18 protein-coding genes are annotated in these 20888 nt (G+C 37.3%); 12 read left to right on the top strand and 6 right to left on the bottom strand.

The genetic code is table 11. The annotated features are described in order from the left end of the window. Nucleotides 1-127 precede the first annotated feature (127 nt). Together hrpB and mrcB are read left to right on the top strand one after the other, a co-directional pair. Nucleotides 128-2659, top strand: a complete 2532-nt coding sequence (hrpB, locus tag GAB14E_RS06490; protein WP_033083402.1) for an ATP-dependent helicase HrpB — start codon at nucleotides 128-130, stop codon at nucleotides 2657-2659. A 28-nt stretch (nucleotides 2660-2687) separates the two neighbouring features. Next, a complete protein-coding gene (mrcB, locus tag GAB14E_RS06495; RefSeq protein ID WP_033083401.1) occupies nucleotides 2688-4997 on the top strand; it encodes a penicillin-binding protein 1B in 2310 nt (769 codons plus the stop codon). A gap of 73 nt (nucleotides 4998-5070) precedes the next feature. On the opposite strand, the gene GAB14E_RS06500 is transcribed toward mrcB, so the two are convergent. Next, the gene (locus tag GAB14E_RS06500) at nucleotides 5071-5415 is read right to left on the bottom strand and encodes a DUF3718 domain-containing protein (protein ID WP_033083400.1); all 345 of its coding nucleotides are present in this window, start codon (nucleotides 5413-5415) and stop codon (nucleotides 5071-5073) included. 471 nt (nucleotides 5416-5886) lie between these two features. Here GAB14E_RS06500 and GAB14E_RS06505 point away from each other — a divergent pair, with 471 nt between their 5' ends. The 9 genes from GAB14E_RS06505 (at nucleotide 5887) to ung (ending at nucleotide 15541) form a co-directional block, all read left to right on the top strand. Further along, entirely contained in the window at nucleotides 5887-6273 is a 387-nt protein-coding gene (locus tag GAB14E_RS06505) for a YebG family protein (protein ID WP_033083399.1), read from the top strand. Nucleotides 6274-6323: 50 nt separating this feature from the next. Next, a complete protein-coding gene (locus tag GAB14E_RS06510; RefSeq protein WP_033083398.1) occupies nucleotides 6324-7070 on the top strand; it encodes a M48 family metallopeptidase in 747 nt (248 codons plus the stop codon). Between the two features lie 444 nt (nucleotides 7071-7514). Continuing rightward, nucleotides 7515-7880, top strand: coding sequence for a response regulator (locus GAB14E_RS06515; protein WP_033083397.1), 366 nt, complete (start codon nucleotides 7515-7517; stop codon nucleotides 7878-7880). Then, entirely contained in the window at nucleotides 7877-8485 is a 609-nt protein-coding gene (locus tag GAB14E_RS06520) for a hypothetical protein (RefSeq protein ID WP_033083396.1), read from the top strand. The genes GAB14E_RS06515 and GAB14E_RS06520 overlap by 4 nt, the downstream gene beginning before the upstream one ends. Further along, nucleotides 8485-9501, top strand: coding sequence for a GGDEF domain-containing protein (locus GAB14E_RS06525; RefSeq protein WP_052093888.1), 1017 nt, complete (start codon nucleotides 8485-8487; stop codon nucleotides 9499-9501). The genes GAB14E_RS06520 and GAB14E_RS06525 overlap by 1 nt, the downstream gene beginning before the upstream one ends. 378 nt (nucleotides 9502-9879) lie before the next feature. Continuing rightward, complete coding sequence (gene thrA / locus GAB14E_RS06530) at nucleotides 9880-12357, top strand: bifunctional aspartate kinase/homoserine dehydrogenase I (RefSeq protein ID WP_033083395.1); 2478 nt, start codon at nucleotides 9880-9882, stop codon at nucleotides 12355-12357. Then, on the top strand, nucleotides 12357-13331 hold the full coding sequence (gene thrB / locus GAB14E_RS06535; protein WP_033083459.1) for a homoserine kinase: 975 nt from the start codon (nucleotides 12357-12359) through the stop codon (nucleotides 13329-13331). The genes thrA and thrB overlap by 1 nt, the downstream gene beginning before the upstream one ends. Nucleotides 13332-13420: 89 nt before the next feature. After that, on the top strand, nucleotides 13421-14725 hold the full coding sequence (thrC, locus tag GAB14E_RS06540; RefSeq protein WP_033083394.1) for a threonine synthase: 1305 nt from the start codon (nucleotides 13421-13423) through the stop codon (nucleotides 14723-14725). 138 nt (nucleotides 14726-14863) lie between these two features. Beyond that, complete coding sequence (gene ung / locus GAB14E_RS06545; RefSeq protein WP_033083393.1) at nucleotides 14864-15541, top strand: uracil-DNA glycosylase; 678 nt, start codon at nucleotides 14864-14866, stop codon at nucleotides 15539-15541. A 17-nt stretch (nucleotides 15542-15558) separates the two neighbouring features. Here ung and GAB14E_RS06550 read toward each other — a convergent pair whose 3' ends face one another. Next, nucleotides 15559-16464 carry a hypothetical protein gene (locus GAB14E_RS06550; protein WP_033083392.1) on the bottom strand — a complete coding sequence of 302 codons (906 nt, stop codon included), beginning with the start codon at nucleotides 16462-16464 and terminating at the stop codon, nucleotides 15559-15561. A 170-nt stretch (nucleotides 16465-16634) separates the two neighbouring features. Here GAB14E_RS06550 and GAB14E_RS06555 point away from each other — a divergent pair, with 170 nt between their 5' ends. Next, the gene (locus GAB14E_RS06555) at nucleotides 16635-16943 is read left to right on the top strand and encodes a hypothetical protein (protein WP_033083391.1); all 309 of its coding nucleotides are present in this window, start codon (nucleotides 16635-16637) and stop codon (nucleotides 16941-16943) included. An 85-nt stretch (nucleotides 16944-17028) separates the two neighbouring features. Here the strand turns inward: GAB14E_RS06555 and GAB14E_RS06560 are convergent, their stop codons facing one another. The 4 genes from GAB14E_RS06560 to trxA all read right to left on the bottom strand — a co-directional run bounded on the left by GAB14E_RS06560 (nucleotide 17029) and on the right by trxA (nucleotide 20751). Next, nucleotides 17029-17607, bottom strand: a complete 579-nt coding sequence (locus tag GAB14E_RS06560) for a GNAT family N-acetyltransferase (RefSeq protein ID WP_033083390.1) — start codon at nucleotides 17605-17607, stop codon at nucleotides 17029-17031. Nucleotides 17608-17730: 123 nt separating this feature from the next. Beyond that, the gene (locus GAB14E_RS06565) at nucleotides 17731-18684 is read right to left on the bottom strand and encodes a D-2-hydroxyacid dehydrogenase (protein ID WP_033083389.1); all 954 of its coding nucleotides are present in this window, start codon (nucleotides 18682-18684) and stop codon (nucleotides 17731-17733) included. A gap of 229 nt (nucleotides 18685-18913) precedes the next feature. Next, nucleotides 18914-20119, bottom strand: a complete 1206-nt coding sequence (locus GAB14E_RS06570; RefSeq protein ID WP_052093886.1) for an NnrS family protein — start codon at nucleotides 20117-20119, stop codon at nucleotides 18914-18916. Between the two features lie 299 nt (nucleotides 20120-20418). Beyond that, complete coding sequence (gene trxA / locus GAB14E_RS06575) at nucleotides 20419-20751, bottom strand: thioredoxin (protein WP_052093885.1); 333 nt, start codon at nucleotides 20749-20751, stop codon at nucleotides 20419-20421. Between the last annotated feature and the right edge of the window lie 137 nt (nucleotides 20752-20888).

Here is a 20888-nt window from a genome sequence, read left to right as displayed (position 1 = left end):
GAGACACCTTGAAGGGGTTTAGGTAAAGTTAGCTTCATTATAGACAAGTTCAATTGCTTATCTAATTATGCCCTGCAAGTAATAGTTGTTATGATGCGGCTTTGGTATTAATAACGTTAGTTTATCGATGAAAGTGTCTACTTCTCTACCCATAGAAGAAATCAAGCAGCAATTTTGCCAAACCCTTAACGAGCAAAATACCCTTATATTATCGGCTCCACCTGGAGCAGGTAAATCTACGTGTTTACCGTTATGGTTATTAACCTTGCCCAGTCTGGTGAATAAAAAAATATATTTGCTGCAACCTAGGCGCTTAGCCGTTAAAAATATAGCCACTTTTTTAGCCGCACAACTTAATGAAAAAGTAGGTGAAACTGTTGGTTATCGCTTGCGTAACGATAATAAGGTATCGAAAAATACGCGCCTTGAAGTGATCACTGAAGGTATACTAACGCAGATTATTCAACAAGATGCCGAGTTATCTGGTACTGCGTTAGTTGTTTTTGATGAATTTCATGAGCGAAGTTTGCAAGGGGACTTAGCTTTTGCGCTCACCCGTGAAGTGCAAACCGAGCTGCGTGATGATTTAAAAATCTTACTTATGTCAGCGACGTTGGATACTGAGTATTTAATCAAAGCTTTACCTGATGCTCATCTGCTTTGCAGTGAAGGCAGAAGTTTCCCTGTTGATGTGACTTATCAAGCCCCTAAAAACCATCAGCGTTGGCGGGAACACGCACTTGCTGTTATCAAAGATAAGATGTTTAACCATGTCGGTTCAGTATTAGTTTTTCTACCCGGCATTGCAGATATTCGTTTTTTAGTTGAGCGTTTAAGCAACCAACAAGTTGAAGCTGTACAGGTTTGCCCTTTGTTTGGCGAATTAAGCCTAAAAGAGCAACAACAAGCGATAGCGCCATGTTCAAAAGGGTATCGGAAAATTGTTTTAGCCACTAATATTGCAGAAACCTCTCTGACTATTGATGGCATTGAACTTGTTATTGATTGTGGCCTTGAAAAAGTTGCTGTTTTTGATAGTGCTAGTTTGATGGACAAGTTGACGCAAAGACAGATTTCTAAAGCGTCCGCAGTGCAGAGGGCAGGGCGTGCTGGTCGCTTAATGCCTGGGCAGTGTATCCGCTTATATGGTAAAGATGAATTCGAGCGAAGGCCTTTGCACAGTGTAAATGATATTCAACAAGCAGATTTACTACCTACGCTAATTGAAGCTGCGCGTTGGGGAGTAACCACCTTAGCTGATTTGCCATTATTAGAATTGCCTAGCAACACTAGAGAACAACAAGCTTGGCAAGAATTAAAAAGTTTGACCATAGTAGATGAAAAATTATTATTAACTGCGCATGGCGAGCAAGCTTCAAAATTACCTTGCCACCCACGTTTCGCTCATATGATTTTAATGGCAGAGAACCATGGACAGCAAGCACAAATTTTAGCTTGTTTAATTGCCGCGACACTCGAAGAACGTGATGTTTTCAAGGGGGAACAGGCACAATTTGATTGTGATTTAGCTCATCGGTTACAATTACTTATACAAGATAAAAGTAATAGAATCCCCTTGTTGACTCGAATTTTACAGCAAGCTAGTCGACTTAGTCGGCAGGTTAAATTATCGTTTAACATAAAATCATTGGATTTAACAAAAGCAGGCTTTTTACTTGCTTATGCTTATCCAGAACGAGTAGCCATGGCCCGTAGCAAACATGGTGATTATATTTGTGTTAATGGTAAAGGCGCGACAATACATGAAGAAGATGTATTAGCCAATGAAAGTTTTATTGTTATAGCTCAGGCAAGTCAACGTGATAGCAAGTTAACAATACGATTAGCCAGTCAAATTAGCTTAGCAGAAATTAACGAGGTGTTTTCTGATAAAATCATAGAAAAAAACATTGCAAAATTTGATGACAAGAGCGGTAGGATAATAGCCCGAAAGCAAACCTCACTAGGTGCGATAGTCTTATCCGAACAAGCATTGAAACAAGCAGTGACCACTGAAACTATTAGCGCTATGTGGTGTGAGTTAGTGCTAAATAAAGGGTTGGATTTTCTACCTTGGCAGGCTAAAGATTTATCACTTATGGCACGTTGGCAATGGTTAAATAAGTATTTTCCGGAATATGGCTTAGCTATTATTGATGACAATAGTTTATTAGCTGCACTATCAAAATGGTTTGTTCCTTTTGTTGGCGATATAAAAACTAAAACACAATTAGCCAAGTTAGACTTGTCACAAATGTTATTATCTTTGCTTAATTACCAAGAGCAAAAAATATTAAGCAAAGCAGCACCTACTGTTTATGTAGGACCTACCGGCAGACATTGCCCGATAAGTTACTCTCAAGATAGGTCCCCCAAAGTTTCATTACCCATGCAAGAATTATATGGCTTAACACAAACTCCAGATGTTGGTATTGTCGAAGGCGTTGCGGGAATAAAACAGGGAGTTCCCTTGTTATTAGAGTTACTTTCACCAGCACAGCGCCCGATTCAAGTGACACAAGATCTTGTTAAATTTTGGTCTGGTAGTTATCAAGCCGTACAAAAAGATATGAAAAGCCGTTATCCTAAGCATTATTGGCCGGATGACCCAGCCAATGCAAAGGCAACCAACAAAACTAAACGTCATATAAAAGAATAGTCACGTTAGATAACTAAGCATATTGAAAATGTCAAAAAATAAAACACAAAAGCAAAGCGCTCCAGCAGATAAGAAAAAGTCATTATCAAGTAGAATAGGGCTCACCCTAGGGAAATTAATGATTGCCACTATTTTTGCATTAGGTATTTTTTCAATTTACCTTGATGCAAAAGTTAGGAAAACTTTTGAAGGTCAACGTTGGCATATACCCGTACAGGTTTACGGTCAATTACGAACGTTACAACCAGGCGAACGAGTAGATCTAAACGAAATAGCTCAATCATTAATTATTAATGGCTATAAAAAGGTCAATTACGTTACCAGAGTTGGCGAGTTTTCTCACTCAGCAGAGCGATTAATTATTTTTCAACGTGCTTTTGATTTTGTTGATAGCGCCAATCATGCACAACAGCTAAGTATTGATGTGGTTAATGATATTGTTGTGACTCTAAGCGTTGATGAGCAACCTGTTGCGAGGGTAACCTTAGAGCCAAAACTATTAGCACGATTAGTTCCTGATAATAAAGAAGACCGTGTACTGGTGTCGCTAGAAGAAGTTCCTAGTCAATTGATTGATACATTATTGCTAATTGAAGACCGTGATTATTATCACCATCATGGCATTTCACCTCTTGGTATTTTTCGAGCGCTATTTAATAATATTCGTGCAGGACGCACGGTTCAGGGCGGTAGTACTTTAACCCAGCAGTTAGCTAAAAATATGTTTTTGAGTCGGGAGCGAACCCTATCTCGAAAGATTAAAGAAGCACTAATGGCGTTGATTTTAGAGTTGAGGTACAGCAAAGACCAATTACTTGAAGCTTACATTAATGAAGTCTATTTAGGACAAAACTATGCCAATGGTGTTTATGGTTTTGGTTTGGCTGCGCAGTTTTATTTTGGCAAAAGCATTAACGAAATAAGCCACGCGCAAATGGCACTGTTAATAGCACAAGTGAAAGGGCCAAGTTATTACGATCCATGGCGACACCCAAAGCGTGCTAAAGAACGTCGAGACCTTGTACTTAGATTAATGTTTGAACAACACTTATTATCTTTAGTTGATTTTGAGCTGGCTGCGGAGTCTGAGTTATCGGTTAGATCCCATCGACGATTAGCTAAAAAGAATTACCCGGCCTATTTACAACTCGTGAATGCTGAATTAAATCGGCACTTGTCTAGTTTTACCCAAAAATCGGGTATCAAAGTATTTACCGGTTTCTCTCATCGCAGTCAGCAATTATTAGAGCAAAGTGTTGCGCAACAATTACCATTACTTGAGCGACAATATAAGCAAAGCGATTTAGAAGTGGCAATGATAGTCACAGATATTGCTAGTGGTGAGGTTCGGGCTCTAGTTGGTGGTAGAGAAAGTGGTTACGCGGGTTTTAACCGAGCCATCAATGCTAAACGTCATATAGGCTCTTTAATTAAACCTATTATTTACGCTACTGCATTGCAGCGTTATCAACAATATAACTTGGCAACACCTCTTGATGACAAGGCAATCACTTTACAAAGTGGCTCAGGTAAGAAGTGGCAACCAAAAAATTATGATGGAAAATATCGAGGGCAGGTTTCTTTAATTGAAGGATTAGTTTACTCCCTTAATATACCCACTATTAACCTTGGTATGAGCTTAGGCTTAGATAGCGTAGCTGATACCATTAAAGCATTAGGTTACATGCATAAACTACAGATGCGACCATCGGTGCTCTTAGGTGCGATCAATATGTCGCCACTGGACGTTAATCAATTATATTTACCCATTGCTGGTAAAGGTTACTCACAAAAGAGTCATACCATTACTAAAATATTATCTCCAAAAAATGAGACCTTATGGCAAAATAACTTAATAAGCGAGCAACGTTTATCGGGCAATACAGCTTATCTAGTTGATTATGCTCTGGCACAAGTAACTAAAGTGGGTACGGCAAGATCACTTACTTGGCGTTTAAATAACAAGCAAGTCGCGGGGAAAACGGGTACGAGTAATTCTTCGCGGGATAGCTGGTTTATTGGTTATGATGATAAACATCTAATCACTACTTGGTTAGGAAAAGATGATAATACTTCAACAGGGCTAACGGGCAGTAGTGGTGCGCTACCTTTATTTGCAAGTTTTATGAAAAAACAAGGCGTGGTAAATAAAATCGAAGAAAAGCCTGCTGGGATAGTAGTCACTTTATTTGAACAACAAACGGGTAATGCGGTTACAGATGCATGCGCAAATACTGTCATTTATCCGGCAATCCGTAAGGGTATTTTTACTACCAAGCAGTGTTTACAAGCAAAAGAAGATAAACGTTCTTGGTTTGAAAAAATATTTGGTGAGTAGCATTCTCCTGTAGATAATAGTAAATATGAACGCTCAAAAATATAGTGTTGAGCGCTCTTATTTAGCCGTCATCTTAAAAAGTTACTTTTACTTTTGATATTGCTACAACATCAGTAATGCTTACTTTACCAAGGCTTTTTTGAAGTCTCGCTGCAGTTTTATCTGCGCCATAGCTTTCAGCAAAACTAATAACATCTTCACCATTACACATTAACTTTAAGGCGACAGTTTTATTTTTTAAATTGTATCCTTGTGTGGTGTTATTTAGTTTAATAAGGCTGTTACTCTTGGCTGCTTTACAAACATCAATTAGGGCTTTTTCCATATATGGGCTAATTGCTGCTTGGCTAGGTAGACTGATAGCTAAAACAGGTAAAGCGGCGGCAAGTGCTAATAAGGTTTTTTTAAATGTAGTCATGGTAATTCTCCAAAGTGTTTTTATATTTAGTTAGTGTTTTAACGTGCTTAGTTATGCAAGGCACAACATAATAGTGGACTGTTTTTGGTTAAAAGTTGTAACCATTTGAACCGAGGATGTAAGGAAAATTCTGGCGATTAATACTCTATATTTGCTAAGTGATTGATTGTTTGTTTGTTCAACAATGAATAATGTTATAAGGTGAAATTAATATTTACATTTGCTGGTATTTTGACATACGAAACTTATAGTAGAAGTGATTGGTCTTGCGATAACTGACTCGTATTTTTCTTGTTTTTATGAAAGTTTGAATCCAAACCGTACTTTAACTGGTTTTTTATACAGCTTTCTGTTGTGACTGTGTTATTGTGACTTATATTATTGGAATAAAGTTAATTTAATGCTTGATGCGTTAATTTTAATTATATAACGGGCGTTTATTAAGCTCATATGTAGAGATAGGGAAAACTAATGGCAGTTGAAAGTCGGTTTGTAGTAATTAGAAACGGGGTAGAGGCAAAGACATTTATGGATAAGAAATCAGCAGATGAATATGACAAAATGTTGGATATGGCTGATAACTTAAGCCAAATGTTCTCTCAATCTTCGGTAGAGTTAAGTGATAGCGCTAATGAAGAGTTAAGTATTTTCCTCGCCCAGCATAGAGAAGAAGTTCTTGTGGCGTTATTAGCGAAGAAGCCGGCAAAAGTAGCAGATAAAAAATCAACGGATAAGGGCGAACTTATGCCTGTGATTGAGGGAGATGACAAATCTTCAGCAAAATCGACCAGCGATAAAGGCCCAGTACCTAAGGCTAAAAAAAGTAAAGTTAAAGCGACTACCGTTAAGTTAAGTTAAGTTAAGTGCAGCAAGCTAACTGAATTTCAATGTATTGTGGCTAATATTTGATGTTTGAATACCAACTTATTCGAAGTAAACGTAGAAGAACCTTGAGCTTACAGGTTAAGTATGGTCAAGTGACGGTGCGGGCCCCTTATAGCGTGTCCTCTACTTTTATTGATAGTTTTATCGAAGAAAAGTCTGCTTGGCTACGAGCAAAGTTAGTCGAACAGCAAAGTGCACTCGACTTTTGTGATTATAGCCAAGGCTCATCTTTGTTATACCTAGGTGAGCAAGTCAGTTTAAACATATCTATAGCAAAAAAATCGGCTGTTTATCTCAATGAGATAAAGGTAACTTCTTTAAGCCATACACAGCCAGTGGTAAGGCAGCTGAATGTCATAATTAGTGAGAAAATTAATGTTCGCCTTAATAATTCCTCACTTAAGGCACAACAAGTTAAAAAGCAGCTAGAAGGTTATTTTAAACGGTTAGCAGAAGACGTTATATCACAGCGGCTTGAACTTATTAGTAAACAAACATTACTGATGCCGTCAAGCATGAATATCCGCCAATATAAATCTCGATGGGGTAGCTGTACTAATCTAGGCGCGTTAAGTTTCAATTATCTCTTAATGATGACCCCATTATTTGTCATTGATTATGTTGTTGTTCATGAGTTATGTCACTTAGAGCATCTTGATCACTCTAAAAATTTTTGGCAGCTGGTTGAAAGACATTGCCCTGATTATCAAATAGCTAAACAATGGCTTAATAGCCATCAATCACAGTTATACTGGAAAAAACCTCTGTAAACATTACAAAATACCTCAAAATCCATGATCTTAGTCACGAACTTAGACAAAATACCAACCATTAACTACACTTTTTTGTGTATCGACGAATTATAATTACTTTCACGAACTAACTTTACTTTTTTATTGAAATTTGAAAGGCAATGTGATGAAAATTAATTTACATAGTATCAAAATTACCATGGTTTATATCAGCTCAGCTTACCTATCTCTTGTCTGTGCATCTTTGATCCTTGGCGGTTAACCTCCAATTACCTCTATTATTTTTCCTTGAGTTGTGAGTCACTAAAGAATGTCTACTCATAGATATTCATAGACGAGATCAGCCTTTAAGGACCTTGTGAATTTAATTTACCCTAAAAATATGTAATTGTTGATTAACAATTACATATTTTTAGGGTAAATTAAGAGCAATAAAATAAAAAATAATAAGGTCCTCCCTTTATGAGCCCATCGGTGCTTATTTGTGATGATTCGAATATGGCTAGAAAGCAAGTGCTTAGAAGCCTTCCGGAGCAATGGCGAACATCTGTTCAAACAGCGAGTAATGGTGCTGAAGCGTTAACCATTTTACGTGATAATAGCGTGGAGGTTTTATTTCTAGATCTCACTATGCCTGGAATCGATGGTATTGGTGTCTTACAAGGAATACAAAAATTAAACCTTAATTGCAGTGTTTTTGTCATTTCAGCAGATATTCAACCTGAAATGCAATCTAAGGTGAAAGCCTTAGGAGCGAAAGAGTTTATACGTAAACCGGTAAAGTCCGATATTTTAATTACTCACTTGCAACAACATGGCTTGTTATGAGTGAATTTCACCTGACTGAAGACCAGCAAGATTGCCTGCAAGAGCTAATTAATATTGCAATGGGACAAGCAAGTGATCAACTTGCTCGTTATCTTGATACCTTTGTGTACTTGAAAGTACCTAGTATAGAAAGCGTTGCAGCTGTAGAGTTAATACAAACCTTGAGCCAGCAACAAAATACGATGGCAGTTGTTAGCCAAGGTTTCTTTGGTTATGAAGGTATAAGAGGTGAAGCGTTATTAATGTATCAAGAAGAAGACTCTGGCCGTATTGCAGATCTACTTGGTTATGAACCCGACGAATTATCTCAAGATGAGCAATTAATTGATATTAGTTCGATTTTAACGACAACTTTTTTGAATGTATTTGCTGGGCAAATAGATAATCAAATGTCATACAACGCGCCGAAATTACTGCCTAGTATACAAAACAGCATATCTGAACATTTACAACAAATGACCTTTAATTGGGATTTAGCGTTAAAAGTAAATATTAACTACCAAGTTACCGATTATTCTTTTAATTGTAATATGATTTTATTGATTCCTGAAACAGCAATCATCAATATCAAAAATGTGCTTGATCGAATATTGGCTGAGTTTTAGTGTTTGATTTAAATGCACTCCTTACCCAAAAATGTAGCACTGAATCAACTTTAACCGAATCCATGCTTAAGCAGATAAACTGTCAAATTGCTAATCAGCTTAATACAGGGGTTTTGGTGGTGGATGCAGGATTTAACATTGTTCTTTGGAATCGTTTTTTACAGGTGCATACCGACAATATTGTAGACAACATAATTGGTCAATCAATTTTTTCAGCTTTTCCTGAATTACCAGAACGTTGGTTATCCCGCAAACTGACTTCTGTTTTACAATTAAATACCCCAAGTTTTTGTTCTTGGGAGCAAAGACATCATTTGTTTGAATTGCCCCATACTAGGCCTATCACTACAGATAGTGAGTTTATGGCACAGAATTGTACTTTTCTACCGATAATCATTGAAAATAACAGTAAACATATTTGTATCTTAATTGAAGATGTCACTGATGTTTGCCATTACCAAGGTCAATTACAAAAGGCCTTAGATGAAGTTGCTCAATTGAGCCGAATAGACGGCTTAACGCAAATTTATAATCGCAGGCATTGGCAAGAGTCATTAGCGCAAGAATATGCTAAAGCACGCCGTCATGATAAAAAATTATCATTAATAATGCTGGATTTAGATTACTTTAAATTACTGAATGATAATTATGGCCACCAATGTGGCGATATGGTGTTAATTGAAGTGAGCGCATTAATTAGCTCCCTTTTAAGAGTTGAAGACCTTTTTGGGCGATATGGTGGTGAAGAGTTTGCCATAATTCTACCTGAGACAAATTTAGCCGGTGCAAAAGAACTTGCACAACGTATTTGTGACAAAATAGCCACCACGCTTTTAAATTATAATGCTGAGATAATAAAAGTTACCGTAAGTTTAGGTGTTACACAGCTTAATGGTGCTGAAGCTAATTATGAAGAGCTAATAACCAAAGCCGATGAGGCCTTATATCAAGCTAAAGCTTTGGGGCGTAACCAAGTTTGTAGCGCGATTTGTGCTAAAACGTTGGTAATCGACTAACATCAACTTTAACCTCTCTTTGACGTTTTATTCAATAAACCAGCAATAAATTAACTTTTATGCATAAAATATAACGTTTTATTTAATATTTTTTGTCATTAATGATTGACAGATATCTTAAGTTAAGGCATTTTAGACTTATGAAAATAAACAGCAGCCATATTATTACTATTCTTACCACCACCACCCGAATTAGGATGGCGGTCGCTGGCTAACGTGTAAAAAATAACAATTTTATCGAAGCCCGTGACCTGAAAAGGTTACGGGTTTTTTTATGCTTACAATGACGAGTATTAGCTCTAATATTATCGCAAAGGTTTACCGCCTAACGAGAATAAGAGTCCTCTTACTCATTGTTTCTTTACAAAGGAATAAAACATGCGTGTACTTAAATTTGGTGGCTCTTCATTAGCTTCTGCTGAGCGTTTTCGTCAAGTTGCCGATATTATCAAAGGTCAAAGTGAATCATCTAATCTCGCTATAGTGGTATCTGCACCACAAGGTGTAACTAATCACTTAGTTGCCATGGCTGAGAATATTAGCGATGAGGCAAGAATGGTAACCGATTTAGGTCATTTTAAACGTGCAATTACCACCATCATTGACGATTTATCTGCAAGTATTAGTAATTTTAATAATCAGCATTGTGAGCAAGCATTAACCAATTACGAGCATCAGCTTGCCCGTTATATGCAAGGAGCTACCTTACTGACGTATTGCCCTGATCATATTCGTGCTCGTATTATCAGTACTGGCGAGCGCTTAAGCGTGGCAATTTTAGATGCCGTATTACAAGCTTATGGGTTACAAGTGTCTTTATTAGATCCGGAAAAATTTTTATATACCAATAATTCTTCGCTTAATGCGGTAGCAGATTTAGTGCTATCAAAAGATAAATTTTCAAGTGAATATAGTAATCTGAGCCAGGTAGCTCTTATGCCGGGCTTTATCGGTGTTAATGCCGATATTAACAGCGATATGCCACAGGTAACAACACTAGGTCGAAATGGCTCTGATTATTCTGCGGCAGTATTAGCTGTTTGTGCAGAAGCGGAATGTTGTGAAATTTGGACTGATGTTGACGGCGTATATAACGCCGACCCGCGTTATATTAAAGAAGCAAAATTATTAGATTACTTATCTTATCAAGAGGCAATGGAGCTATCTTATTTTGGTGCTAGTGTTTTACACCCAAAAACAATAGGTCCTATCGCGCAATATCATATCCCTTGTTTAATTAAGAACACCAGTAATCCAAGTGCAGCAGGTACTTTAATTTCTAATGAAAATGACCAGCAAAAACGTGTTAAGGCGATTTCAAACCTTGATGATTTAACAATGGTTAATGTCTCAGGTCCAGGCATGAAAGGTATGGTCGGCATGGCGAGTCGTGTTTTTGCTACCATGAGCAGAGAAAATATCTCCTTGGTTATGATCAGCCAGTCGTCAAGCGAGTATTGCATTAGCTTTTGTATTTATTCAAGTGATAGCGAACGTGCCAAACAAAGCTTACAAGATGAATTTGAATTAGAGCTGTTAAACGGCCTACTTGAACCTTTAGCATTAAAGGGCGAACTATCAATAGTCTCCTTAGTTGGTGATGGTATGCATCATCAACGAGGCGTAGCGGCTAAGTTCTTTAGTTCACTAGCGCAAGCACGTGTCAATGTGATTGCTATTGCGCAAGATTCTTCAGAGCGTAGTATCTCAGTTGTTGTTGAGCAAAGAAAATGTATGGATGCGATGAAAGTCAGCCATCAAAATTTCTTTTCACACAAACCAACTATCGATGTGTTTTTAGTTGGTTGTGGTGTTGTTGGTAGCGAACTTATTGCACAAATATCTCGCCAACAAAGCAGCTTAAAAGAGCAAAATATTGTATTAAAAGTCTACGGTATTGCTAACTCTAAAGGCATGGTATTTGACAAAGAAGGCATTGATTTAAATAACTGGCAAGAAGTTGTTTCCAAAGCAGAAAAAGTTTTACCTGTGAGTGTTGAAAACCTGAAAGCGTTTGTCCGTGATAATCATTTAATCAACCCTGTTTTTGTTGACTCAACCTCTAATGAAGCCCTAGCAATGAGCTATGTCGATTATTTAGCAGAAGGCTTCCATATTGTTACGCCTAATAAAAAGGCGAATACAGATTCTTGGGAATATTACCAAAAGTTGCGTACTACCGCACAACAAACTAATCGTCGTTTCTTATATGAAACTACTGTAGGTGCGGGTTTGCCAGTTATTGATACTTTGCAAAGTTTGATTAAAGCGGGTGATGAACTACAGCGTTTTGAAGGCATATTATCAGGCTCTTTATCTTATATGTTTGGTAAACTAGAAGAGGGCATGTCTTTATCAGAAGCAACAGCTATTGCTAAAGAAAATGGCTTTACCGAGCCAGATCCTCGTGATGACTTAAGTGGTATGGACGTTGCGCGTAAATTATTGATCATGGCACGTGAAGCTGGCATGCAATTAGAACTGTCAGACATCAATATCGAGTCAGTATTACCGAACGATTTTGATGCTAGTGGTGATGTTAATCAGTTTATGAGTAATTTATCTAAGCTTGATGGTGACTTTGCTGAACGTGTTGCTAGTGCCAAAGCGACCGGTAAAGTATTACGTTATATCGGTAATATCGTTGACGGTAAATGCCAAGTATCTATTGAGACTGTTGGTATTGACCACCCATTATACAGTATTAAAGATGGCGAGAATGCCTTGGCTATTCACAGTCGTTATTATCAACCACTGCCATTTGTTTTACGTGGTTATGGCGCAGGCGCAGCAGTGACTGCCGCTGGCGTATTTGGCGATTTATTAAGAACGTTAGCATGGGAGCAGCAACACTAATGTCGACAAATAACTCAAGTGTTGCGGTTTTTGCCCCTGCTTCTATAGGCAATGTCAGTGTCGGTTTTGATGTTTTAGGATTGGCAGTAAAACCCGTTGATGGTTCATTACTAGGTGATGTAGTTAAGGTAAGTGCAAGCTCAAGCAGTGAAAATAGCCTCACAGTTATCGGTAACTTTGCTGACAAATTACCGAGTAACAAGGAAGATAATATTGTTTGGTCTTGCCTATTACTTTTTAATAATGAATTAATCAATACAGGACAAACGCCTGTAGCCGTAGAGCTTATTTTAGACAAAAAAATGCCCGTCGGTAGTGGTTTAGGCTCTAGTGCTTGTTCTGTTGTTGCCGCGTTAGCTGGCTTGAATGCTTTTTATGCTAAATACCAAAAATTCAGTTTTGCTGAAAATGTGTTATTAAAAATGACTGGGCAAATGGAAGCACAAATTAGTGGTAGCTTACATTACGACAATGTCGCGCCTTGTTATTTAGGTGGTTTGCAATTGATGGTGCCAGATGAAAATGTCATTTCGCGCAGCTTACCTAGCTTTGATGATTGTTATTATGTGATGGCATATCCGGGCATAGAAGTATCAACAAAAGCAGCAAGGGATGTTTTACCAACAAATTACAGCCGCAGTGACGTTATCAGTTATGGTCAAAACTTGGCAACATTTGTCGATGCATGTCATCGTCATGACAAGGACCAAGCATTCTCGGTATTAACGGATGTAGTTGCAGAGCCTTATCGCACTAATTTATTACCAAGATATCAAGCTTCTCGTGATTATTTAACTGCACAAGGCGCTTTAGCTGTAGGGATTTCAGGCTCAGGACCGACACTTTTTTGTGTCTGTGATAGTCAACAACAAGCAGAGCAATTCGCTCTATGGTTAGAAGATAATTATTTACAAACAGACTTAGGTTTTGTTCACGTATGCAAAGTAGATGAAGTGGGTGCTACAGAGCTTTAGCTTATTTACTTATTAATTAATAGCAATCGGCTTTAATAGATAAGCGCCGATTGTTAAAAAACTTAGTAAACAGATTATTAGGAACAGCAGTGAAATATTATAATTTAAAAGAAAATGATGAGCAGGTAAGTTTCGCACAAGCAGTTAAACAAGGTTTAGGTAAAAATCAGGGCCTGTTTTTCCCAAGTGTTATGCCTAAATTAGATAATATAGACGAATTACTCGCCTTACCTTTAGTTGAGCGTAGCGTCAAAATATTACAACCGTTTGTTGAAGGTGATTTAACCAAAAGTGAATTAACTGACATTGTTACCGATGCTTTTAACTTCCCTGCATTATTACAACCTATTAGCCCTGAGCGCGCTATTTTAGAGTTGTTCCACGGGCCAACATTAGCGTTTAAAGACTTTGGCGCTCGATTTATGGCGAAATGTTTACAAGCTTTTGTTGCCAAAGATAGCAAAGCCAGCGGCGAAACTAAGCCGTTAACCATTTTAACAGCAACCTCTGGTGATACGGGGGCAGCCGTTGCTCATGCATTCCATGGTATTGATAACATTCGTGTTGTTATCATGTATCCAAAAGGCAAAATTAGCTTATTACAAGAAAAAATGTTTACAACCCTTGGTGGTAATATTGAGACGTTAGCTGTTGATGGTGATTTTGATGATTGTCAGGCATTAGTCAAAAAATCATTTGATGATAAAGAGCTGGCTAACACTATAGGTCTGAATTCAGCCAACTCAATCAATATCAGTAGATTGTTAGCGCAAGTATGTTATTATTTTGAAGCGGTAGCACAACTATCTCGTGCTAAAAGCGACCTAAGCCAAATCGTATTCTCAATCCCAAGTGGTAACTTTGGTAACTTAACTGCGGGCTTATTTGCTAAAGCAATGGGTTTACCCATTAAACGTTTTATTGCCGCTACTAATGCCAATGATACAGTGCCACGTTATCTTGAAACTGGCGAGTGGACACCCAATAAAACAATAGCGACTATTTCAAATGCTATGGATGTTAGTAACCCAAATAATTGGCCGCGCGTTGAACATATGCTTAAAAACGGCATAGTTGAGCAAGGTTGTGTGAGTTCAGTAGCTATAGATGAAGAACAAACTCAATCAACAGTAATTCAACTTAGTAAATTGGGTTATATTAGTGAGCCTCATGCCGCTGTTGCTTATAAAGCATTACAATATAGCGCTACAGAGGACGAATTTGGTGTCTTTTTAGGCACTGCTCATCCGGCTAAATTTAAAGACGTTGTCGAAAGTATTCTGGGTCAACCGCTGGGTTTACCAAAAGAGTTAGCAGATTGTGCAGGCGAGCCAACTTTATCGCAAGACCTAAGTGCTAATTTTAGTGACTTACGTAGTTATTTATTAGCTTAGTTGACCGCTGATTCAGCTCAATATTATATTTGAGTATGCTAATCAGTTCTAGTTACCGTAAAATATGAAGCTATCACCGTCGGTGATGGCTTTTTTACTTTTAAGCTATTATTTTAAGGCATTAGTTTTAGGAAAATTATGATCAAACCACAATGGCAACAATTAGTTAATCGTGAAGCCAACAAAGACTATTTTCAAAGTTTAACTAGTGAGATAACAAAACAAAGATCGTCTGAAATTGCTATTTACCCAGCAGAAAAGTATGTTTTTAATGCCTTCAATTATGCTGATATAGCTGATGTTAAAGTTGTTATTTTGGGGCAGGATCCTTATCACGGAAAAGATCAGGCTCATGGTTTAGCCTTTTCGGTACAATCTGGTATTAAAGTGCCACCATCCTTGGTTAATATATATAAAGAGCTAAGCACGGATATCAAAGACTTTAACACGCCAAAACATGGCTGCTTGACTCAATGGGCAGAGCAAGGAGTATTACTGTTAAATACCGTATTAACAGTACAACAAGCGAATGCTCACTCTCATGCAAAACTCGGTTGGGAAACGTTTACTGAACAAGTGATTACTGAATTAAATGAAAATAATGATGGCTGTGTTTTTATCTTATGGGGAGCTCATGCTCATAAAAAAGGTAAAAACATTAACCAAGACAAACATTTAGTTTTAGCTGGACCACATCCGTCACCACTTTCTGCCTATCGTGGTTTTTTTGGCTGCCAACACTTTTCTCAAGCCAATACTTGGTTAGCTAATTATGATATTCAGCCAATAAACTGGCATTTACCTATAGAAATTTAAGTCAAAAGAGCTTGATATTAATTAGCTTTGGGTAAGAAATGAAACACCTCTTGGTAGTATTTTCGAAGCTTAGGTAGATCACCAGTGAGCAACCACTTTTCATGAGCAAAATAGAGCTCATCGCTAAGATATGCCTGTTGAAGTATGCCATTAATACTATCAATTATTTTCTGTCCTGATGCTGTTTTTGAGCAAGAAACGTGACCAATAAAATAGAGTGGACTGTCAGCGATAGTGTAACTTTCTAAATGCACAGCATCTTGGTTAATAATATTGATATCTTGGGGGTAAGAAATAATATAATCAATTCTATTTTTGAGTAACATATTCATTAACGATTCAATTCTATTGGCTCCGGCACGTATAAAAATATTACTATTACTCAGTTTTGCTATTTGTTGGTCTATCCTTACGCCATATGAAACTCCGCTTCCTATAGCCAATACTTGTTCAGGGTAATGAGCAAACAATCGCGCTAAGCTAATGATTTCTCCTTGATTATTTAATACATTATCATTTAAGGGCAAAGCCTGTGTTACTCGGTACAATTGTTGTCCAAGGTAAATTTCGTGTGGTTGGCTAAAAATAGAGAACTTTTCACGTGTGGTGTTTTTTATGCGGCTGGAGATACAGGCACTAACTTCGTTATGTAACATTCTTTCAGCCCTATCGCCGGTCGCTTTAACAAATTCTAATTGATAACCAAGCTCCCCTAAACCGCGCATGATTATGGTAGCAGTTTCTTGTGAAGTGGTTTTATAGATTTTATTGATATAATCTTGCCATTCAAAAGTATCTTCAATTATCCAGATTATTTTCGGGTTATTAGCAGCTGAAGGTGGGGATATTTGCTCAAATGGTAACGTTGTAGTGGCAAGTAAGGTTATCAAACATAGGCAGAAGTATCGTAATAGCAATAACATAATATCCTTCCAGTAAATGAAACTTAGTGAGTAAAAAGCACTACAGCTCATTTGAGTATAATTCAAGTGGATAAAAATGTTAGTTAGGAGGATTGCTATCGATTTTATAAATGATTTAACTCTGCTATATTTTAACTATAGAGGATATGTTGAAAAATAAAGGAAATAAGATGAGTGTTAGTTTTGACCAATTTGATGAGTCGGCAGTGGTTATACTAAAAGTGTTGGCAGAACATTTTCCTATGCCAACAGAAATTGGTTTTAATGATGTCTTTCCTGAACTTGATGGTGATGTAAGAAAACGTGCCGTCCATATTGGGACGCTGGCTTTTTTACGCCATGAAGATCTTATCGCCCATGACGTAGGTAGCGCCTCATCTTTCATCATTACTCGCAAAGGCTTAGCGCTATTTAATGAGGATATTTTCAAACATATAAAAAATTTGCTCAATAGTGAAGCCGATAATATTGAGTTATAGTTTCAATCTAAACAAAACTAAATTTATTTGAGCTTAATTGAATTAACAGCTTACTCTTAATACATCCCCCCAGCCTCTAACGCTATCAGCTATCAAAATAAATAATCATCTCGGCGGCTTCGCAATGACAATCATGGCCACATAAAATGCAGTTGTAACCTTGTTTACTCTCTTCATTCCATTTATCTGGATGAGAAGTTATTAATTTTCCGCCACATTTAGTGAAATATGACACAGCACTATTATTGGGGCTTTGTTTCCATAAATGACTTATGCCCGCTTGAGCACCTTGTTTTTTTGCCGCTTCAATGGCAAGTTTTAATAGCTGCTTACCAATGCCTAAACCTCGGTGTTTTTCATCAACAGTATTGCATTTGAAGTAACAACATTTTTTACTGTCTACTTGCCATAAATCAGGGCTGCACCACTGATCTATCTGCCATGTATTGGCTGAATAAGTACTGCGAAAGCCAATCACTTTGTTATCAAGTACGGCAACAAAACTGCAGTTAATGTTATTAATTGTGCCTTTATCTGTCCACTTTACCAATTTATCAATATCCAAATAACCCTCGCCATGAACAAGGTTGGCTAGGGTTATCACTTGTGAAAAATATTCTAATGTTAAGGGGAAATAGTCAATGTTATCTTTTAAATTTGTCATGTTTTTTATAATGCATTTGTCTGATTATCTCAATGCTAAGATAACAAAGCTGTGGTGAAGTTAAAGTAAATTTCTATGAAAATTATTTAACGCGTAATTTTAAATTAATTAATTTGATATAAATTAGTCTAATCGGTTTACAGACTCGCCTTGCTTAAATGCATGGATATTGTCGCTTAATAAATTAATCAGTCGCTGTTGTGCCTCAATACTTGCCCAAGCAATATGGGCGGTAATTTTAAGGTTTGCTAACTTAGCGTTAAGCAGTAAATGATCTGCTGGCGGCGGTTCTTGCATTAAAACGTCTAATACAGCATAAGCAATTTTTTTGTTTTTTAAAGCACTTAGCAAAGCCGTTTCATCAACCAATGCCCCGCGGGCTGTATTGATTAACACAGCGCTATTTTTCATCTGTGACAAAATCTCAACATTGATTAAGTTCTCACTTTCAGGTGTTTGTGGGCAATGTAAACTAATAATGTCGGCTTGCTCAATAACTTGATTAAAAGCTGTTCGCTCTGCTCTAATCGATTTCGCTTTTGGGCGCTCAGCAATAAGTACCTTCATGTTAAAAGCGTGGGCGATAGTTGCCACTGCTTTACCTAAACTACCATAACCAACAATGCCGATGGTTTTACTGGCAAGCTCATTAATGCTGTTACTGTGGTAACAAAAGGCGCTACTTGTTGACCATAAGCCTTGTTCAGTATTGTTATTATGATGACTTATTTGCTGATAATATTCGAGCAACTGAGCGAATACATATTGGGCTACTGATTGTCCTGCGTAACCACTAACATTGGTAACGGCAATATTTAAGCGGTTTGCCGCTGTTATATCAACATTATTGTAACCAGTTGCGCTAATACAAATGAGTTTCAACTTAGGTAACGCCGATAAAATATCTGCGGTTAAAAGTACTTTATTGGTAATAATAACTTCGGCCTCAAGGCAGCGATCTATTATTTCACTTGGCGAAGTATTGGCATAACAAGTTAATTTAGTAACTTGTTGTTCAATAGCTGATAGGTCGATGTTTGAGCTGAAAGTTTGTTTATCTAAAAATACCGCACGCATGAATGTACTCTATGGTTTTAGGGGAATTAGTTAATTTTTTCTGACTGGAAATACAATAAACCAGCGAGTACATTTAATACTAGCTGGCTTATTAAGTGAAGCTTTACTTAGGTTTCACGCAGATTTACCTAACTGTGATTTAACTTTTACGTAGCTTTGAGTCGGTATAAGCTAAGTGTTAGCTAACTAAAACAATCAGCTGTACTGACTGTTTACCCCGGATATTAGCTTAGCCAGGTCGACCATCTTTTCTGGCGCTCATTAACATAGGTCCATAACCGACAATAAAGATAACAAAAGCCATAATCCAAAAGCCGCCACTTATATCAATAAATAATAAGGTTTTATCAGGCACAGCCCATGGACCGAATGCACGTAGTAGTGCAGCTAAATTTATTAGGATATAGGCTATGGTCATTGCTTTTGGTGGTGTTAAAGGGCGGCCAGTATGACCTAAGGAAACACGGGAAATCATCGCTAAAATCAAACCACCCATACCGCCAATAGTCAATAAATGCCAAACGTGATTACTCGGTACGTCAGAGATTAAATAACTGATACCAAGCACAAATAAACCAAAGCAGATAAATTTCATCGCGCCATGTATAGACCATAAAAGTGGTACGTTTAAGGTTATCCAAGGATGCCATCTTAACCAACGTATAGTTTGAAATATGCTTGCCACTATAAGTAATATGCCAAAGAATATTGGAGAAAAGCCAACTAAAGGGTGAAGTAGCAAATTGAACATAGCAATAGCTAAACTGCCATTTGCCGCTTTATCTAACCAAGGTAATGGCGTTGCCTTGGGGGTTTTTGTACCATTTGCTGTAAACATAGGCGCAACGCGGCCAGCCATGACAGACATTAAAAATGTCACTAACATAACACCAGCATAACCAGAATATACGCTATTGAATATTTCAGGATAGTATATCGCTAAATGCATTTCTAAATTAGCGAAAGTAAATAAAGCTAATAGCGGTATAAAGAATAAATTTCGATACTGTTTTACCGCAATAATGGGTTTTGCTAAAACAAAAGCAACGGCAGGTAGAAAAGCTAAGTCGATAATACTGGTTAGCGTTAGACCCAATAATTCGGGTATTACTAGAAAAATACGACCTGCTAACCAGAGCATAAATAAAGCTAATAATACATTTCCTTGCGCACCTCGTGTGCCAGTCCAGTTTTGTACAGCAGTTAATAAAAATCCGGCAATGATGGCACCGCCAAAACCAAAAATCATTTCATGGATATGCCACCAGTAGCCGCCACCAAAGGGGGATAAGCTGATAGCGCCTTTATACATTAATAACCAAACCGTGATGGCTAACACGCTAAAAACTGCACCGCTAAGGAAAAAGGGTCTGAAGCCTAAACGTAACGGCGGTGGAATTTTTTGTTCTGTTTGTAAGTCGTTGATTTGCATCATTTGTGTGCCTTTTATACATCTAAGATGATTACGACGTTATGATTAATAATGACTGTAGTGAATAGTAAGTAATGATTGTAAAGAATATCAAGTTACTATGTCTGAAATAGATCAATGAAAAGTAGATTACTCATATAAAAATAGTGCTAAAACGAATAATGAAATTGATGCCAAAGTTAAAGTTGTCCAAGCATAGTATGAATCTAAGCTAGGTTATGTTGATAACCTATCCAGCTATAAATGACAATTTTATACCTGGATAGGCTGCAATGTAGATGTTTAGGTATTAAGTAATAAGGCTAATTTTGTTGAATAAATTGCGTAACTTGGCTAACAGAAGCTGCACCAACTTGTGTTGCCACTAATTCACCATTATTTATTAACAACAATGTTGGAATACCTCGTATACCAAATTTAGCCATAAGCGCTTGACTGTTATCAGCATTGATTTTTATTACTTTAATATCCGCATTATCTTGGGCTATTTGCTCAACTACAGGCGCCAGCATTTTACATGGCGCGCACCATGGCGCATAAAAATCTATTAATACTTTACCTTTGGCTTGTTCTACTTCTTGATTAAATTGTTCAGCTAAAATTTCTTCAACCTTTACTTGTGTCTCTGTGCTCATGATGTACTCCATTATGTGGCTATGTGTTGTTAGTTGTAAGCAACTAACAACCAGTCAAACAAGTGTACTTAAGTTGTAATTGTATTATTAGATGTGTTTAATAGAATTCATTGTTCTATAAATGAAACAATTTACAG

The organism is Colwellia psychrerythraea (assembly GCF_000764185.1).
Lineage (GTDB): Bacteria > Pseudomonadota > Gammaproteobacteria > Enterobacterales > Alteromonadaceae > Colwellia > Colwellia psychrerythraea_B.
Note: the sequence above shows the minus strand (reverse complement) of the source record. Positions and strands in the feature narration are given on the sequence as shown.

Coding starts and splice junctions, on each gene's coding strand:
- hrpB (WP_033083402.1), top strand. CDS start 128: ATGAAAGTGTCTACTTCTCTACCCATAGAAGAAATCAAGCAGCAATTT.
- mrcB (WP_033083401.1), top strand. CDS start 2,688: ATGTCAAAAAATAAAACACAAAAGCAAAGCGCTCCAGCAGATAAGAAA.
- GAB14E_RS06500 (WP_033083400.1), bottom strand. CDS start 5,415: ATGACTACATTTAAAAAAACCTTATTAGCACTTGCCGCCGCTTTACCT.
- GAB14E_RS06505 (WP_033083399.1), top strand. CDS start 5,887: ATGGCAGTTGAAAGTCGGTTTGTAGTAATTAGAAACGGGGTAGAGGCA.
- GAB14E_RS06510 (WP_033083398.1), top strand. CDS start 6,324: ATGTTTGAATACCAACTTATTCGAAGTAAACGTAGAAGAACCTTGAGC.
- GAB14E_RS06515 (WP_033083397.1), top strand. CDS start 7,515: ATGAGCCCATCGGTGCTTATTTGTGATGATTCGAATATGGCTAGAAAG.
- GAB14E_RS06520 (WP_033083396.1), top strand. CDS start 7,877: ATGAGTGAATTTCACCTGACTGAAGACCAGCAAGATTGCCTGCAAGAG.
- thrA (WP_033083395.1), top strand. CDS start 9,880: ATGCGTGTACTTAAATTTGGTGGCTCTTCATTAGCTTCTGCTGAGCGT.
- thrB (WP_033083459.1), top strand. CDS start 12,357: ATGTCGACAAATAACTCAAGTGTTGCGGTTTTTGCCCCTGCTTCTATA.
- ung (WP_033083393.1), top strand. CDS start 14,864: ATGATCAAACCACAATGGCAACAATTAGTTAATCGTGAAGCCAACAAA.
- GAB14E_RS06550 (WP_033083392.1), bottom strand. CDS start 16,464: ATGTTATTGCTATTACGATACTTCTGCCTATGTTTGATAACCTTACTT.
- GAB14E_RS06555 (WP_033083391.1), top strand. CDS start 16,635: ATGAGTGTTAGTTTTGACCAATTTGATGAGTCGGCAGTGGTTATACTA.
- GAB14E_RS06560 (WP_033083390.1), bottom strand. CDS start 17,607: ATGACAAATTTAAAAGATAACATTGACTATTTCCCCTTAACATTAGAA.
- GAB14E_RS06565 (WP_033083389.1), bottom strand. CDS start 18,684: ATGCGTGCGGTATTTTTAGATAAACAAACTTTCAGCTCAAACATCGAC.
- GAB14E_RS06570 (WP_052093886.1), bottom strand. CDS start 20,119: ATGATGCAAATCAACGACTTACAAACAGAACAAAAAATTCCACCGCCG.
- trxA (WP_052093885.1), bottom strand. CDS start 20,751: ATGAGCACAGAGACACAAGTAAAGGTTGAAGAAATTTTAGCTGAACAA.